Origin of the sequence: Pleionea litopenaei (assembly GCF_031198435.1) — a bacterium.
GTDB classification, from domain to species: domain Bacteria; phylum Pseudomonadota; class Gammaproteobacteria; order Enterobacterales; family Kangiellaceae; genus Pleionea; species Pleionea litopenaei.
In genome coordinates, this window is the sequence record NZ_CP133548.1 from 594,975 (window position 1) to 612,799 (window position 17,825).

General features: G+C 39.3%; 13 protein-coding genes and 1 pseudogene. 5 read left to right on the forward strand and 9 right to left on the reverse strand.

Features of this window, described 5'->3' with window-relative positions:
* Positions 1-167 precede the first annotated feature (167 nt).
* The 3 genes from Q9312_RS02590 to Q9312_RS02600 all read right to left on the reverse strand — a co-directional run bounded on the left by Q9312_RS02590 (position 168) and on the right by Q9312_RS02600 (position 3,000).
* Complete coding sequence (locus tag Q9312_RS02590; RefSeq protein WP_309202982.1) at positions 168-986, reverse strand: hypothetical protein; 819 nt, start codon at positions 984-986, stop codon at positions 168-170.
* Positions 987-1,151: 165 nt separating this feature from the next.
* On the reverse strand, positions 1,152-1,637 hold the full coding sequence (locus Q9312_RS02595; RefSeq protein ID WP_309202983.1) for a hypothetical protein: 486 nt from the start codon (positions 1,635-1,637) through the stop codon (positions 1,152-1,154).
* A 379-nt stretch (positions 1,638-2,016) separates the two neighbouring features.
* The gene (locus Q9312_RS02600; RefSeq protein WP_309202984.1) at positions 2,017-3,000 is read right to left on the reverse strand and encodes a transposase; all 984 of its coding nucleotides are present in this window, start codon (positions 2,998-3,000) and stop codon (positions 2,017-2,019) included.
* A 238-nt stretch (positions 3,001-3,238) separates the two neighbouring features.
* On the opposite strand from Q9312_RS02600, the gene Q9312_RS02605 reads away from it, so the two are divergent.
* On the forward strand, positions 3,239-4,603 hold the full coding sequence (locus Q9312_RS02605; protein WP_309202985.1) for an alpha/beta hydrolase family protein: 1,365 nt from the start codon (positions 3,239-3,241) through the stop codon (positions 4,601-4,603).
* A gap of 194 nt (positions 4,604-4,797) precedes the next feature.
* Entirely contained in the window at positions 4,798-5,133 is a 336-nt protein-coding gene (locus Q9312_RS02610) for a YkgJ family cysteine cluster protein (RefSeq protein ID WP_309202987.1), read from the forward strand.
* A 107-nt stretch (positions 5,134-5,240) separates the two neighbouring features.
* On the opposite strand, the gene Q9312_RS02615 is transcribed toward Q9312_RS02610, so the two are convergent.
* The 3 genes from Q9312_RS02615 to Q9312_RS02625 form a co-directional block, all read right to left on the reverse strand.
* Positions 5,241-6,911 carry an alpha/beta fold hydrolase gene (locus Q9312_RS02615; RefSeq protein ID WP_309202988.1) on the reverse strand — a complete coding sequence of 557 codons (1,671 nt, stop codon included), beginning with the start codon at positions 6,909-6,911 and terminating at the stop codon, positions 5,241-5,243.
* Positions 6,912-6,985: 74 nt separating this feature from the next.
* Entirely contained in the window at positions 6,986-7,921 is a 936-nt protein-coding gene (locus Q9312_RS02620; protein WP_309204541.1) for an IS3 family transposase, read from the reverse strand.
* The gene (locus Q9312_RS02625) at positions 7,828-8,106 is read right to left on the reverse strand and encodes a transposase (RefSeq protein ID WP_309202661.1); all 279 of its coding nucleotides are present in this window, start codon (positions 8,104-8,106) and stop codon (positions 7,828-7,830) included. Before Q9312_RS02625 ends, Q9312_RS02620 begins: the two co-directional genes overlap by 94 nt.
* A 390-nt stretch (positions 8,107-8,496) precedes the next feature.
* Between Q9312_RS02625 and Q9312_RS02630 the strand changes: the two genes are divergently transcribed.
* Positions 8,497-9,984: a hypothetical protein gene (locus Q9312_RS02630; RefSeq protein WP_309202989.1), complete on the forward strand. Its 1,488-nt coding sequence runs from the start codon at positions 8,497-8,499 to the stop codon at positions 9,982-9,984.
* Between the two features lie 128 nt (positions 9,985-10,112).
* On the opposite strand, the gene Q9312_RS02635 is transcribed toward Q9312_RS02630, so the two are convergent.
* Positions 10,113-11,414, reverse strand: a complete 1,302-nt coding sequence (locus Q9312_RS02635; protein ID WP_309202990.1) for a methyl-accepting chemotaxis protein — start codon at positions 11,412-11,414, stop codon at positions 10,113-10,115.
* A gap of 591 nt (positions 11,415-12,005) precedes the next feature.
* On the opposite strand from Q9312_RS02635, the gene Q9312_RS02640 reads away from it, so the two are divergent.
* Positions 12,006-14,420: a response regulator gene (locus Q9312_RS02640; protein WP_309202991.1), complete on the forward strand. Its 2,415-nt coding sequence runs from the start codon at positions 12,006-12,008 to the stop codon at positions 14,418-14,420.
* A gap of 70 nt (positions 14,421-14,490) precedes the next feature.
* On the opposite strand, the gene Q9312_RS02645 is transcribed toward Q9312_RS02640, so the two are convergent.
* Both Q9312_RS02645 and Q9312_RS02650 read right to left on the reverse strand, forming a co-directional pair.
* A complete protein-coding gene (locus tag Q9312_RS02645) occupies positions 14,491-14,853 on the reverse strand; it encodes a roadblock/LC7 domain-containing protein (protein ID WP_309202992.1) in 363 nt (120 codons plus the stop codon).
* 468 nt (positions 14,854-15,321) lie between these two features.
* Positions 15,322-16,482 (reverse strand): annotated as a pseudogene (locus Q9312_RS02650) (IS3 family transposase).
* Between the two features lie 117 nt (positions 16,483-16,599).
* Here Q9312_RS02650 and Q9312_RS02655 point away from each other — a divergent pair.
* A protein-coding gene (locus Q9312_RS02655; protein ID WP_309202665.1) for an IS3 family transposase occupies positions 16,600-17,711 on the forward strand; the annotation gives its coding sequence in 2 pieces (ribosomal slippage) (positions 16,600-16,852 and positions 16,852-17,711; 1,113 coding nt in all).
* Positions 17,712-17,825: the final 114 nt, after the last annotated feature.

Here is a 17,825-nt window from a genome sequence, read left to right on the forward strand (position 1 = left end):
ATATATTCTCTCGCGTCTAGCGAAATTGCCGATAAAGTCCCCTAATCAGCCGACCGTTTACTAGAGATTAATAATAGGATGAGGTTTTGCGAAGTAGATTATTAATCCTAGATTACATGATGAGCTAAGTTTAAATTATTCTAGCCTAGAGCTCATAAACCATGCGTTCAGTCATGATTTGATGCAATGAAGTTTTGCCCCCATCCACTTAATGAATTATTAGGTGCTTCATTAATTAATCGAGAGTCATCGATCTTTTCTAGGACATTCTTTCCATTATTTTGACGCGCTATATTGATTTTATCTAACATTTCTTTGGCCATATCATTGATCGTCGATAGCTCAGATTCAGTAAATTTGATATTGTTTTGGTTAAAGTTTTCAATCGCATAATACACTGTGACCTTAGAGCCTCGAAGCCCAGCTAGCTCAGCATACGCAGCTGATTTTATTAATTTTTCTCTAGAGTCAAGTCCAGAGTACATCGAAAGCTCACTGATATGTAAATCGGAAATATCTGAAATTGAGCCATGCATTACTGCCTTTTCTTGCAAGTTACGAAATAATTTCCATTGTTCTGAGTTTGAGTATTTATTCTTAAGAGCAGAAATAGCAACCATATCGCCTTGATCGGCCATTTGTAGTAACGTTTCTTCAGTGTAACTATCATATAGAGCAACATAATCTGGAGGCACAAAATAACCTAACTTAATCAATTGTTTCTCTAGTTCACTTACTTTAGTAAGCGTTTGGAGGTAGTCGTAGTTATTTGAATTTTCTTCGTTCGAATAAGTCTGGTGAGGAGAGTTTGTTTCTTCATTCGTATTTTGAACTTGAGCCTTTTCCGTCTTTTCGACGGCGTTAATATCTAAAGTTGATTGACTCTCTCTATTATTAAAGTTGTTAGACGAGTCATGTTCATAAATTGTATAGAAAAAAATGATTAAAGCAATAGTTTCTAGTGCTAGAATGATTTGATCTTTCAAAATAAACCTCTTTTAATTGGTTGATACTATATAATATATTGAAATCCAAAATTATGTAGTCGTTCAGAAAGGTACTAAAAGTAACTTCAGAGTATTCGTAATATCAACTGCCTTGCCTGACGACTTTCGCAGGCAAAGCAATAATGTATCTATCTGAACTAATATTTAAAACCAAGGAAACAGCTCTCGCATCTTTTCATCAACAGCGTCTTGTTCCGCTTGGTCGCCTTCTTGATCCCACAATGTCATGCGACAACTGCTATTGAAAGTTACCTCTGCTTCTTCATATTGAGTAATGATTTCACCATCGGGAAAGCGTACGTACTCATAATAATGAACATCGACTGTGTCTTCGTCCAGTAACTCCAGATGTTGAATGTCGAACTCAAATCCGATGAAATTAAAGGTGGTCATCCAACCAATAGGACTAAGTAAAAAGTTATTGATTCGAGTATCAACACCATTATGGAACTTCTTAAAACGCCAGGCGTAACCACTTGCAGCACAAAAAGCGTTTTCGACATCGATACAGTTTAAGATTCTTGTTAATTTTTCGACCGGGTTAGCACAAGATGCTGCATTTGCAGATATTGAAGTCTGAGCTGCAATAGCAATAAGTACACTTGAAATAGCTTTATTCAGTAACTTCATGAATCTCTCCTTTCTTTTCGTTAGAGTTATTATCGTCAGTGACTTAGGTTACAGCTGAGTCATAGAAAAAGGTTTGTCGGAAAGTGTCAAATAGTTGACATGAATTCTCGAAGTTAGCTAATTTATCGATATAAAATGGGACAGCCACCTAAAAAGAAAGCGGGACATCCAATTTGCAGAGATAACGTTATAGATGATTTTAGACACAATATAAAAAGGGCTTTTATTTATGTGTGCTGTATCAGACTGCATGTCGCCGTTCATACTTTCATATTAATTTCAGCTTTAGGTTACGATTTAACTAAGAAAGGCGATAAAAATATCGTGAGGCATGGGGATATCAAGGCGCTTTGTCTAGCGACCTTTTAAAACTCCAGGTTTAACTCGAATAAAGCCGATTGCTAATACCAACGCCTTTAATGAAACGTTGGTCTAGATTGTCTAACAAATGAGTCAATGCTGAAGGTGAGCCGACGGCTCTGAGACCTGCAATGTTATCATCTCGCTGCATTAACTCAAGGAATCCATCAGGCTCTAGGTTGAGTCTTTCGAGTATCGGCGGGAGGTTACTCGGAATATATCCTCGTTTTTCACATCGAATAGCGCGTCCGCTGTAATCGACCAGCTCTAAATAATCGGCTTCAGTTACGTTAAATCCATGTCGGTGTGTCGTATTATTCGATTGAGTCAGCTTCATCAGTTTTACGTTGCACGAACTCGAGTCCTTATTCATATTTTTAACTCTTTGTTTTACCGAGGTGTAATCCGAGTCTTCAGGTGTACTGGCCAGATTGGCTCGGATAGGATTTAAGTCGACATAAGCCATGGCGGTCACCACGGCCGCTTCATCGAGTAACGCTTGTGACTTAAAGCGTCCTTCCCAGAATCGTCCCGTACATTGGTCTTCTAAATTCGCTTTTCGCGCTAAATACTCGTTCAAGCAGCGCATAAACCAAGAGATATCGGTAAGTCGTTGTCGCCACTTGGTGATGAGCTCTTGAGCCATTTGAGTGAGAGCCGGGGAGGCATTGCCTTTTAAGTATCGGTTCACAATAAACGGGATTTTGTACAATCGTTTCCAACGGCGGATGACGTTTGTTTCTGACCACTGCTCAGCTTTCTCAATATCAACGCGTAGAACCAGATGATAGTGATTCGACATCACCGCGTAGCTGGCCACATCAATGGCAAAGGTATCAGCCAGCAGCGATAATCTTTCAATCACCCAACCTTTACGATGCTCATAGTTTTTTCCTGAAAAGGCATCTTCGCCACACAAGAAGGCGCGCCTTACGCATCGAGCAATGCAGTGGTAGTAGCTGGTTTGGTTTAAATCAATGAGTGTTTTTCGAGGTTGCGTCATAAGCGATGTCCTTATCGTTAATGTCGGCCTTTCACCCTAATGAGATGTTGCTTGCGATTCAATCATGATTTTGCGATGAAGTTGAAAAGATAGATGGATGTCCTAGATTTTAGGATTTTAGGATTTTTGCAAATATGCTTTCCAACCATTTGATGGTCTAGCTCGTCAAATAAGATGAAATAGAAAATAAAGACATCTATGTGAAGAAATATTTGAAATTAAGGAATGAGGAAACTCCATGGGGATCAAATCAAAATTGCTTTTTGTCGGCCTAGTCGCGGCTGGCGCGTATTTCTATTTATCTGATGATCGAGAGCCACCTGCAGACACGCGTTTTAATGATGCTTATCGTTTGGAAGACGGTTCAGTTGTTTCCATCTCAGCATCTACACCAGAGCGAGTTCGCGTTCGCCATATAGATTCTGGTGAAATACAGGCTTATTATCACTATGGAAAACCTGAATTTGAAGTAACTAATGGCTTTAGTAATAAAGCCGTGGTTGCTAAAGGACATTTTACACTCAATAAAGAAGGTCAAGTAACAGGGGCTGTTATAAATGAAAATGGCTCTTTGAAAAATGTCGAAAGATTGGCTTTAACTCATGAAGAGCTCTATTTTCAAAATAAAGATATTTCGCTACGCGGAAAACTAACTCTGCCAGAAGGTAAGGGGCCTTTTCCTGTAGTCGTGTTAATCCATGGTTCAGAGTCGTACAGTGCTGTAGATTATTATTCCTTAACTTATATGTTAGCCGCTAATGGTATTGCGGGTTTTAAATTTGACAAGCGCGGTACTGGGTTATCTGAAGGCGAGTATACACAACACTTTCCTACACTTGCTAGCGACGTGAGATCAGCGATTGAAGTACTGAAACACCATTCAGAAATAGACCCTGAAAGAATAAATCTTGCTGGCTTCAGTCAAGGCGGCTGGATTGCTCCTTTGGTCGCCAAAAATACAAATGTCCGGTCAATTCTCGTTGGTTTCGGGACCGTTGTTAAGCTAGAACGCGAAGATCGCTGGGGTTATGTAAAACGGCTTGAAGAGCACGGCTTTGGACCTGCTGAGGTTGCAAAAGCCGATGAGTTTAACGAGCTTCTGCGATTATTAATTGAAGCACCCACCGATGAAGCTTGGAATGAGCTATTTAAACTGACTCAATCCTATAAAATGGAAGCATGGTTTAAATCAGTCTCTGGTTCTGACTCTATGTTAGGTCAAGTTGTAGAGCAATTGCTAAGTGCAAAAGCGGATTACATTCCTAATTGGGCATGGAAAAGTTATTTTGAATATCGAACGAAGGGTAGTGGCGATAATTTCAATGGAACTTATGATCCAATGAAAACTATGAAATCAATTAATACACCATCAATTTGGTTAATGGCGGGCGAAGACTCTAGTTTACCAACGCCCGAAACAGTTACATTACTTGATAGTTTAATACAGATGGAAAAGCCTGTGTCTTACAAAGTTTATGAAGGTGCCGAGCATGGAAATATTGTTTTTACCAAGAATGAAAACCATGAAAAAGAATACATCAAATACGTCGACACCTACTTTACTGACATTATCGAATGGTTTAAAAAGCAGAACGATTTGTGACCATTAAATAAATTGCAAAGATTATATTGAAACGAGTACTCAACAGCTGAGGAAAGTATGCTTTGGTTGATGAATATTTTTGATGTTCACGATAAAAACAAATCAATGATGATTCAACGATTTTAATTGAAGTGAACTTGATTCATCGGGGAGAATTGCAGCTTATCAAATGTCTAGTTATTAGCTGTATGTAAATGATCCAATTATCAAACCTTGATTGTCAAAGTTGCGGAGCCTGTTGCGCTCACTATAGAGTATCTTTTTATAATGGTGAATGTGATTTTACTGAACAAGGAAGGGTACCCACCGATTTGGTTAAAACGGTCAACCCATTTATGGTTTGTATGAGTGGAACGCAACTAAACCCTCCACGCTGTGTAGCATTAAATGGAGAGGTAGGTTCAAGTGTCTCTTGCAATATATATGAAAAGCGTTCGTCTGCCTGTCGTAATTTTGAAGCAGGTTCAGAAGCTTGTTTTCAAGCGCGCGTCGCCCATGGTATTAATATTGATGATTTACAAATTGCCTAGTTAGATTATTGGAGCAATCGTAACCGTATTCTAACTAACCTATAATGTTCTAAATTTATATGAGCCAAACTTTATTGTTTGGCTCTTATTAAGCAATAACTCAACGCCTAATTGGCTCTCGTTGGGACTTCTAAGAATGAATCTTGGCCGGAGCTGAAGTTAAATTTTACCGAGTAGGGTAGTAAAGTCGGTACAGCGTAGAGCGCATCAAACGTGTCAAATGCTATGGCTAGTCGATGTCCCTGCGGAATATCATAGGCTGTAGCAACCAAGTCCCACTGAAAAGACTCACTACGGAAGGGTACTGCTCTATATTTGGTTATCGGACCGTGAGTGATCAATGTCCCGATACCCGATCGATCGACGTCGTACAGATAAGCATTTAGTTGGAATTGTGCTAGTGAAGGCTCTAATCGAATATCGAGTTTCGGAATGCCACGAATAGACATCGTTGAATCTAGCTTATCCGATTGGAAAACAATGCCATTTACTCGACTAATAAGACCCATTGGAGTCTTCACAGGTAGGTTTAAGTGTGCGTCTAATATTTCTGATACCAAAGGAATGACGGTCGTTGCTATGGTATCCAAACCACTGAAAATTTGATTGCTTTTTGGCCACCAAGGTGAATAAGATGAACGTTGTAATCCACCTTGAGTAAAAAGACCTCTGGCTTTAAGGTAAAACCTTTGTGTTTCAGTTTCATTTAATGGATAGTTATTAAAATGATCTCTTTCGCCAGTGTGAGCAACTTCCATGGTTACAGGCGCATCATTCATAATTCCGGTTGCTTCACCTTTTAGCCAATAATCGAACCATCGATGGGTGTTAGTCCAGGTAAAACTTTCTAAACCGATAAGTCCAAATCCTTCACCACTAGCATGAGTACCCTGATTAAGATCAATGCGTTTTGGAACCGTTAGATTCTGGTAGAACTCTAAAAGGTTATTGGGTTGAAAAAGGTTATCTCCAAGGTTATTCGCTAAATAGACTGGCGCATTTCTTTCGTTTATCAAATTTATATACTGATCGACAGAACGCATCTTTGCCCACTCAAGTGTTTCAGGAATATTTTGATTGAAAATTAAGTTGGCATAGTTTCGTGCGATGACTGGTTCGAGATCAGCGGTCAAAAAGCCACTAGATACTAGCAAGAACCCCCAAAACATTCTCGGCGTTTGTTCTTGATAAAGTGACTCTCCAAGCGAACCCCAAGTACTCATTGCGACGGCGGTTTTTAACCTAGGCTCTTTTGCTAAAGCTAGAAGACTTATACCTGATCCATAAGAAATGCCGCTTATTCCTATATTATTTGCATCGACAGGTGTATTGGCCAGTAACCAATCGATCAACGCACTTACATCAGTAACGTCTTTATCGCCTGCGACGTTGACTTGACCATCAGAACACCCCCATCCTCGAGCACTGTAACTAAGCACTATATAGCCCTTTTCAGCAAACTGCTTGGCTTGAATCAAATATTCATGTTCATCGAGTACCCAGCTATTAGCAAAGATAATTGCTGGATAGCCTTGAGCAGGTTGATCATTGATAGGAGTAAATAAATTGATGGCCAGCTCAGTACCATCAAAAGAAGGAACTTTAATGTCATCTTCAAATTGATACTGACCTGTTGGAAAGTTTGGAAATTGAAGACATATTTTTGCGGATGCGCTAAAACTAATGGTGCTTATGAAGGCTAAAAGGATTATTACAAAATTACTTCGAAATAGGTGTAGAGCATGCTTTTGACACCTTTTAAAATTGTCATTGGTCATTATATCGGTCCTGTTTTCGGTGATGTTTTTATGTCTTTTGTAGTGACCTTTACCCCAAATAACAGACACAGGTTTTAAGCTGCCGACTCTTCAAATATCATCGGGGCTTTATAGTCCAGATGAGAGTGACGACGCTTTCGATTATAAAATCCTTCGATATATCTAAACAAGCTCATTCTTGCTTCTCGTAGATTGAAGTAATTTTCGAAGTTCACATGTTCGGTTTTTAATGTGCCAAAGAAGCTTTCAGCAACGGCATTGTCCCAGCAGTTTCCTTTTCGGCTCATACTGATAGTGACGCCAACCAATAACGATTCGAGTTCTTCAGAAACATACTGGCATCCTCGGTCTGAATGAAAAAGCTTCGGTAAGCAACCTCGACGCGCTTGAGCCATTTTAACCGCATCACAGACAAGCTCCGCTTTCATGTGTTCTGCGAGCTGCCAACCGATAACCGCTCGTGAATATAAGTCGATGATAACAGCCAGATAAATCCAACCCGTGCTCGTCGGAATATAAGTAATATCACTCACCCAAACTTGGTTGGCTTCTTCAACTTTAAACTCTCGGTTAAGCAAATTATTAGCCACTGGCTTACCATGACTCGAGTCGGTTGTGACAACGAACGCTTTAAACTGCTTAGGGTAGATATTATTCTCCCGTTTCAGGCGAGCCACTCGCTTATGATTAACGGGTTCTCCTGATTCCTTCAGCTCCTTCGTAAGCCTTGGGACACCATAGGTCTGTTCGTTATCGTTAAAACACTCTACAAGCTTGCCGAGCAGGCGTTCATCTTCGATTTGTCGTGCACTCGGAGGCCTACTTCGCCAATCGTAATAACCCGAATAAGAGACGCCCAGAGCTCGACACTGTAAATAAACATTAAACTCTGGGTGTTCTTCAATAAACTGATATTTTACGCTTGGTGCTTCGCAAAGTAGGCAGCTGCCTTTTTTAATATTTCTTTTTCCTGCCTGAGTTCTGCCACCTCTTTTCTGAGTTGTTTTAATTCCTGCTCTGGCGTAAGCTCGACTTCTGACGCTAACAATTCACTCCGATACTTGGTGACCCAGCTATAGAGTGAGTTTGGATTAACGCCTAGTTCTTGTGCTATGGAAGCCGTGCTGCGATCACTTGATATCGCTAACTGAACCGCATCAAGCTTGAATTGTTTAGAATACTTTTTATTTGACATTTGGATACCTCATTTCTGATATTGTAACTAAGAAATCTGTATCCGTTAAATTGGGTAAGCCTCAGTAGTTCTAATACTCATAATTTGCGTTGACATAAACTGACTGTGTAGTCTTGGCTGGTACGACCTTAAACCAGTTGATATCGAATCTCTCCTGTTTGCACAGTAATTTCAAACATTGAATTGAGATATCTATTGAAGCTCTTTAATTGCAGTGCCTGAGCGACTGGTAATGTTTAAAATATGATGCATGACACCATAGAAAGTTGTTCAAATTATTCCATGTTCGTATCTCATAATAATCAACCAACAATAAATGTTTACAAATCGATTAAGCTTTTCAATTACTCAATTGTTATATTCCATTCACTATTTGAGAAAGGAATCACCATGCGTTTTGCTTATACTCTTTCACTCTTGATCCTAACTGGCTACATCGGCTTTACACAAACGGTTGCCGCGCGTACTCGTGAAGATACTAAAAAGGGGATGAATTCACTTAAAGTTGAGTTCTCAACGAATCGCATCCATGGTTTATTTAACTTCTTACAAGCGATTAGTGATAAAGGGGCATGGCAATCCCCTAGCATTAAAGAGATTTTTCAAAGTAGTGAGTACAACAATGAAGTCGCTCAGCAAAAATTATCCTTGTTTGTTCGTAGCAATTTAAACTTAATCTATGATTTAGAGACAGGAACCCCTTATCGACCTGCGAGACGACAGATATGGCAATTATTTGTAATGAAAGCTACGCAGTCAAACAGCCTTGAAGACTTTAAAGAGCGAACCTTTGGCTTAATATCTAATAAAGACCATGAAAAAATATTTACGGCGTTACAATATTTTGAACCTATTTATGAGAAGCTGATTTGGAAGCCAGAGGTAGCAAATCTTAAAGGGCTAATTAGCAGAGCAAGTGCTCGAGCCAAAGAGGTCGACTTCAATCAATCATTTGCAAAGGTATTAAATTTCTTTGATGCTGACTGGGACCTTTCAGTTCCCTTTAAGGTCTATTTTTCGCCGATTCCCAATGACAGTGGTTACGCTGTTGCAACACCGCAAGGAAATATTTTGACCTTCTCTACGACAAGTGCTTTATCGACTGACGAGCAACTTTCAATAGTATTTCATGAAATGGTCCATATACTTTTCGAAAATCAGTCTCTATCTATTAAACAAAATTTAGAGCGTCGCTTTCTTGAAAGTCGCCTTCCGACAAAAAGTCATGCGTATCATTTGTTAGATGAAGCACTTGCTACTTCTATCGGTAATGGTTGGTTTTATAAGTCTCTGATGGGTGAACTTGACAAAGAGGATTGGTATGCAACGCCTTATATAAACGGACAAGCAAAGGCAATTTATCCTCTCATTGAAAAGTACCTTACCAGTGAGCGAACGATAGATGATGCCTTTGTCGATGAATACCTTGCCTTGCACTCTGAGAAATTTCCCAAAAGTCACCTAGAAATTACCAATCTATTTGCAAATACGTCAGTGCTAGCAAGCGATAAAATCATGAATCATGAGATGTTGTATCCAATGTATTTCAATAACTTTAATTTTTTGCGGAGTATTGAGACCTTTTCCCCATTGACGAATTATTCTGAAGTTTCTAAACATTTTCAGCAGTTATCGACACGCATTCTTTTGATCTCCTCTAAAGCGGAATTAGAAGACATAAAGGTTAGTTTTAATCATAAAAAAAACGATAAAATAGATTTAAATTATAAAAGTGGTGTTATCCATTACTATCAAGATTCACAAGGCGTTATGAACTTTACAATAATGATTGAGAAGCTAGAAGACTATGAGAGGGCGATGATCAAGCTTAAAGAAATCGAGTATCTCCCCAATACTATTGGGCAGATCGATTTTTAACCGAAAGAATTAGTTCTCAATGGCTTTTAAAGAACTGAAAAGCTCATTAACTTTACAGGGCGTTTAATAAGCTTGTCTATATCCCATGTGAGGGTTAGCTATGTCAGGGTTAATTATGTAAGAGTTAGTTATGTGAGTTCGGCTAGAATCGATAATACCTTATCCGAACTCTCGATTAGTTTATTAACGCCAGCTCTTACTTCGTCGGAGTTTGGTCTTGCTCTGGCTTCTCGATAAAGCTCTTTTCCAAACTCATGAACCGCTGGATGCACGTTATTAACCAGATCATTAAATTTTGCGTGGTTCTTATAAATTTGTCCTCTCGGTGAAGCTAAAAATTTCCCAAGCCTGCATTGCGTATGGTCAAGGAGTTCTTTGTCAGTGATCGATGATTGTCCAAATAGTGCAAATCGAAGAACTTTGTCAACCCATACAACATGGTCTGCTTTTGCTAGTCGAAGTAAGATTTGATCTTCTCCGTCATCATATAGTTTTAATGTAAAGGTCTGTAACTCTCTCAAAAGTTCCATACTTTTAAATATATTGCTAAACGCTTGTGATGAATGCTCTAAGCCTTGCGAAGTGGAGTGGACGCCGTTAGCCATCTCTTGTGATACCGCAGACTGCTCTGTTGCAGCCGACGCAATTTGACTAGTGGCATCGACATTTTGTGTAGCGACTTCATTCGCTGCGGTAATGGTTTGGACGAGTTGACTTCTATCTTCATGTGATTCATCGAGTAGTGAAACAGCCTTTTTTACATTACCTTCTATGTTATGTGCACCATCGACAACATCAGCAACAATGGTTTCAATTTCACCGGCTGCCTCCGCACTTCGGTGAGCGAGGCTTCTTACTTCGTCGGCAACAACGGAGAAGCCGCGTCCATGATCACCCGCCCGAGCGGCTTCTATTGCGGCATTAAGTGCGAGCAAGTTGGTTTGTTCAGCGATTTCATTAACCGTATTCGTTAGCTTAATAATTTTTTGGGTCTTTTGTACGAACTGTTCTGCGAATTGACCTACTTGGTTGATAGATGTCTCAATAGCGCTTAATTTCGCAACGAGCAAATTCATCGACTCTTGGCCTTTTGCCGACTCATCGCTGGCTCTTTGTGCTCGCTCGAACACACTTCCTGCTAATCCCTCTATTTCAGTTGCAGTGGCCGACATTTCTTCGATTGCACTGGCTAACTGTATCGTTTCACTCACCATAGAATCTAGTTTATTGGTAAACTCCATACCATCTCGACATGTACGCGAGATAATTTTTGCAGACTCAACATTATTGTCGATCATCTGATGAAGCTTTAAATCGGAATCACTCTGTTTAAACAGTGGAAGTAGCCAATCTGGAACGCTGTTAGAGTCTAGGGTTCCGTCAGCGAATTTTGTTAGCCATTTTTGTACTTCAGACTTTCTAATAAACATAGGATCACTTATATCAAACGGTTATAAATTCTAGGATACTTAAAGAATAGTTTATTTAACCGAAAAGTCGAATCTTGAAACTATGTCTATGATCAACAAAAAATTGTCGTAAAAACAAATGCATAGGATTAGAAATAGAAGGGCTTGGGTTCGTTTAGAGGACCATTAAAATGACTCCGACTAATGTTGGACGGAGACTTATGGATGGCTCTTTCTATTCGCTATTAGATACGTTAAGGACGTCGCTAACCAAGGTTATTCCTAACGGGTTCAAGCCGCTAAAGCAAGGGCGATGCCGACAGAGTCTCAGGGCAAATTCTCACTGAACATTTTAGAAAACTCTATTTTTAACTTAATTGCATTCAAAGACTTGGTTTTCTAAGGAAACTTGGTGCAGCCAGACGCTAAGAGAAAAACTTATTGGTGATAAAGAGAAATATCGAGTTATTGTTAAGATATCCGAGATATTTTATCTGAGTTTAACTATCTTTTCGAGAGTCTAAGCTCGCATGTAATTTGACATAAAACAACGTCATACTCATACTCTGAATGTAGGTACATTCGCGTGTTTAATAGGGTTTTAAAAGGTTTATGGTTGCAACGGCGGTAGAGTTACAAAAATTAAAACAAGACTTCGACAGCAAATTACCAAGCTATCTCGATAAAATTCATGATGTCTGGTCACAAATTCGATTGGTTGAGTGGAATCGCAAGCTAGCAGAGTCTCTCTTATATTATTGTCATAAGTTGGCAGGCAGTTCTGCTATATATGGGCATAATGAAATATCGGAAAGACTCAAACAAATTGAGTTGGCACTGGGTGATTTGTTAGAAAAGGATCAAAAGAATAGCCAAGCGTATGAAGTTATAGAGACTAATTTAAGGAATATTCGAATTAATCCGTTGGATATTGAAAGGGAATTAAGCAACACTTTTGCAAGTAAGTCCTCGAATATAGAGCACTCTATTATCATCATTGATGATGATCAAGACACAGGAGAATATCTTAAGAATTTGATTTCTAATATAGGGCATAACCCCTATTTTTATGAAACCATAGAGGAAGCCGTCGCTAATTTGCGAGAAGTAAAGCCATCTTTGATACTTTTAGATATAAACTTTCCAGAAGGCCAAGTAGCCGGTATCAAAGCAATATCGTCAATAAGAGATGTCTTAGGGTATCGGGTACCGATCGTAATGATATCCAGTCGAAAAGATATGGCTGTTCGATTAGCTTCGATGACAAGTGGCAGTGATGGTTTTCTCACTAAGCCTGTTAAAGTCAGCGAGCTTGAATCCATCATTAACGAAAAGTCAATGGCGACCCGGCTTGAAGGAAAGAGGGTGCTTATCGTTGATGATGACAAATCGACGGGGTTATTTTATAGGGCGATCTTAAAAAGGTATCAGATTGATACTGAAATTGTTACTGACCCGATGAAAACAATAGCAAAGATCAATGACTATAAACCCCATTTAATTTTAATGGATAATGTAATGCCTGGCTGTCGAGGAACCGAGCTAGCAGAAATAATAAAGCAAGATCCCGAGCTCTTTCATATCCCTATAATATTTATTACAGCTGATAATGATTTTGAATTACCAAGTAAAATTCTATCATTAGGGGCAAAGGGCTTTTTATTAAAGCCAATTAAAGAAAAGAGCTTTATCAATACCGTTGAAAAGGCATTGCTGGTACAGCAGCATGTAATTACGAAGTTCAAATCAAACCCAACGTTAAAGCAGCGGAATATTTATTCAAGCCAATATCAGTTTTTTGGCGATGTCGAAAGTAGCATCTCTAATTCGATTGCTAGTGTATTTGGGTTATTGTTGTTACGAATAACAAACTACGGAAATTTAAGGGAAAAATATGGTCTAGCTAGTTCTACTTTATTGCTTGATAAGTTTGTAGATACGTCATTGCCAAGAGAAATGGTTAACGTAAAAATCTGTAAATTTGGAGAGTCAGATGTCCTCATCTTACTTGAGCGGCCTAACTTGGAAGAAATCGAAAGTGAAGTTAATGTTATTGCACAACATTTAAATGACGTGTTAGAACATCAGAGTGAAGATGGAAAGTTATTATTTGATGAAATTAATATGACCTTGGCTCTAACAACATCATCGAATAAAGATAATTCTATAGAGGCTATTCTGTCAAAGTGCCAAGAGCTATCTAAGCAAGCCAAAGTAGGGGGGTTGGTGTCGGTCGATCTAAGCAATACAATAGGCAGTCCTTCTAAAGTTCGTTCGATCAATGTCAACGTTTCAGATCTAATTCAAAAAAAGGCTTTTGCTTTATCATACCAACCAATTATATCAATTGAAGACAGTTCAAATATCTATATTGATACTTATACTAGGCTAATTAACTCCGAGTTTGATGTTTTTGCTCCTAGCGAATTTTTTAATCATTTTTCGAAAAAGGAACACTGGGTTTCACTCGATCGCTTTGTTATAGAAAAAAGTGTTGATAAGTTGAAATCTATAAATACATTACCTGATAAAGAAATATTTTTAATCGTACGATTATCTAAGCAGTGTATTCTCAACAAAGATAATATTTTGTGGTTAAGTAATATAATTCAAAACAACCGAGTGCGGAGCCAAAAAACTCTCGTTGTTTCTCTACAGGAAGGGGAGTTTAATGAACACCGAGAGGGGTATCTTTATTTCGTCGAGAAACTACGGTTGCTGGGGTGTCAAATTTCCCTTCAAGGTTATGGTGAAACCAGTCAATCAATTGCAATTCGAAACGAATTAAAGCCCGATTTAATAAAAGTTGACTCTAAAGTTTTAAAGCAACATAAAGACTCTAAGGCTTTAGTTGCTGAGCTGGTTCAGTACTCTAGCTCACGTTCAATCAATGTGATCGCCACAAAAATTGAATCTGCCGATCGATTGAGTAGTCTCTATCAACAAGGCATTATGTATTTTCAAGGTAACTTTATCGAAGAAGCCTCGATGAATATCGATATCAATACAAAAATAAGTTTATTTTAAATACGGGGTCGGTAAAGATATGGGCTCTTTCGTCTAAAGTACGATGAGCCCTTGTTTAGAACTATAATCTTTACTTTAGCTTGGAAAGATCGAGAGATTCCTCAACTTTTTTAGCGACTGCTCTTGCCATACCGAGACTTCCTTTCGCTTTATCAATAACGACGTACAAGAAAATCGCGTCATTGCTATTAAGCAAGCGTATCAGGTGATACTGTTTATCTAAAGTAATTAGAATGTCCTCTATACCCCCTGCAATTCCCAAAGCTTTCATTGTCTTACGTTTCGCTTTAACTACTTCGGTATTGCCGGCTGCCGCAGTATTTAGGTCGAAGTTATTTTCACCCTCAGTGCCTAATATTAACCCCGTATCACTATCGACCAAACAGCCGCCCACAAACCCTTCAAGATCTTTGAGTTGCGATATATCTGCCATTATTTCTCTCCTCTACAAACAGTACTTTAACGAATAGGACAGATTAATCCTATAATCAAAATTTCTTTTAAAAAAACAGATATTTCGCTCAGATTCGTCTATGTATATCTATTTAATGAGATAGTGATTTGTGGGCAATGAGGTTCAAGCTCGAGGAATTTATCAGGACATCCATTGATCCTACTCTTGGAAATTATCGAAATTATCAGGACACCCATCGATTCTACTCTGGGAGAGCAGTGGAGTCATGGGAATTAAATCGTCTTAATATTCAGATACATGCTACATGGTTTTAGAGTATGGTAAGACATGGATGTCCTCTAGTTATGTCTAGTTATTTACCCGTTGCTTCATCCAGATAAGGGTTCTAAATTACCGTGTTCTTACGCCGTACATTAAGACTGAAATGATATAAAAATCAATAAGATAGTAGTGTTGTTTAGTCTGTTTATAGGTTGTTTGTACTGGTCAAGTCCAACCGGACACTTTCTTTAGAGAGTTTTCATAGTTAATTGGCGATAAATCACCGTTACTAGAATGCAGCCTTTCGAGGTTGTAATACTTCATGTAAGCTGCGACATCTTTTTTCATGTGTTCTCTGGTTGGTTGATGGACTTTTAAAATCCAGTCGTGCTTTAAACTACCAAAGAATCGCTCAACCACAGCATTGTCCCAACATGCGCCAACGTCACCCATGCTAGCCCCTCATATTGTAACTGGCCAGCAATTTTCGATAGTGATTGCTGGTATATTGAGAGCCGCGGTCACTATGAAATACGCAGCCTTTACTCGGCTGCCTCAAGTTATAGGCTTTCATTAACGCCTTGCTCACCAAGTCAGTCGTCATGCGTTTATCAATATGCCAGCCGACAATTCGTCTGGAATATAAATCCATGACAACCGCCAAGTACATCCAGCCTTCACCAGTCTTCAAATATGTCACATCACCGGCCCAAACTTCGTTCGGAGCAACTGGATTGAAGTTTTGATTAAGCAAGTTATCAGCAACCGAATCGCTGTGTTTTCTTTTCGTTGTTACCTTATAAGCCAATCTTTGCGTCACAAATAGAGACAGTTCTTTCATTAATCGACTGACTCGCCATTCGCCAATTTCAAAACCTTCCTGGCGAAGTTTTTTTGTCATTTCTCGACGCCCAAGACTCTGCCTACTCTGCTCAAATAAGCGTTTCATTCGATTCTTGATACGCCATTCATCCACATCAAATACGGGCTTTTCTCGATGCTTCCAGTCATAAAATGCTGATTTACTGACGTTTAGCAAGCGACAGAGCATTCTGACAGGATAGTGACAGGCTTCTGACTCAATAAACTCATACTTCACTTCATTTCTTTTGCAAAGTATTGGCTGGCTTTTTTTAAAATCTCTTTTTCCATACGCAATTCTTTATTTTCTTTTCGAAGACGTAATAGTTCGGCTCTTTCATCTTCCGAAATAGAGCTTTCGCCTGCATCTGATTCTAGCTTTTCTTTCCAGCGATATAGCATATTCGTCGTAATTCCTAACGATTCAGCTGCTTTTGACACCGAATATCCCTGCTCAGTAACCAGAGCTACCGCATCTTCTTTAAAGCTTTGATCAAACTGTCGTCTTGACCTATTCTTGCTCATCGGTACACCTCAATAAGTTAATCTAATTATCTCTTATTTATGTAAACCTCCCCTAAAATAGTGGCATCTACATTTGGAGTTCTTCAGGGTAAACTAAACCCATAGGGAGAACTAGAAATGAAAAAATCACGCTACTCAGAAAGTCAGATCGTTAAGATCTTGAAGGAAGTCGAAAATGGCCGTTTGGTTAAAGAGGTGTGTAGGGAGTACGGGATAGCCGATGCGACCTATTACAACTGGAAATCAAAATATGGCGGAATGGAAGCTTCAGATGTTAAGCGGTTGAAGGAGCTAGAGGAAGAGAACCGTCGATTAAAGGCCATGTTTGCCGATCTCAGCCTTGAGCATAAGATCCTAAAGGACATCGTAGAAAAAAAGCTATAAAGCCAGCGATAAGGCGAGAACTTGTTGACTATGCGAGAACTCAGCATGGCGCAAGTTTGAGAATGGCCTGTCGCGCAGTTGGCATCAGTGATTCTACATATCGTTACAAGCCGGACCCGCATCGTGATGATGATGTCATCACGAAGCTACAAGAGGCAGCAGAGCGTTATCCTGCTTACGGTTTTAGTAAGTTATTTAAAATACTACGACGCTGGGGTCACCGATGGAATCACAAGCGTATCTATCGAGTTTATTGCATGCTGAACTTAAACAAACGGCGCAGAGGCAAAAGACGGCTGCCAACGCGAAGCCCAGAGCCACTTGCTATCCCTAGCTCAGCCAATCACTGTTGGTCGATGGACTTTATGAGTGACAGTTTATTCTGTGGTCGCCGCTTTCGAACGTTTAATTTGGTCGATGACTTTAATCGCGAGGCGCTCGCTATAGAAATAGATTTAAGCTTGCCAGCACCTCGTGTTATTCGCGTTCTGGAGCGAGTGATAGCATGGCGAGGTCAGCCAAGAAAGTTGCGAATGGATAATGGGCCAGAGTTTATTTCAACCGCACTAGCCGATTGGGCAGAAGAGCAGCAGATACAGCTGGAGTTTATAAAACCTGGGACGCCAACACAGAATTCATATGTAGAAAGATTTAATCGAACTTATCGAGATGAAATTTTAAATATGTATGTATTTAAAACACTCCAAGAGGTTCGGAAGATTACTGAGGATTGGATACGAGAGTACAACGAAGAAAGGCCGCACGACTCCCTGAATGATTTAACACCATGGGAGCATCTAGCCAGATTCAACAAGCCTGAAAACTCTAATTTAGAGTGCCACTAAAACAGGGAGGTTTACATTTAAGTGTCCGGTGTCATTAAACCACTACAGTTTTTGTGTTTTCGACGTTAACGAGAATATTTTTGTTAGTTGAGTTATGGGTGTCCCGTTTTAGAC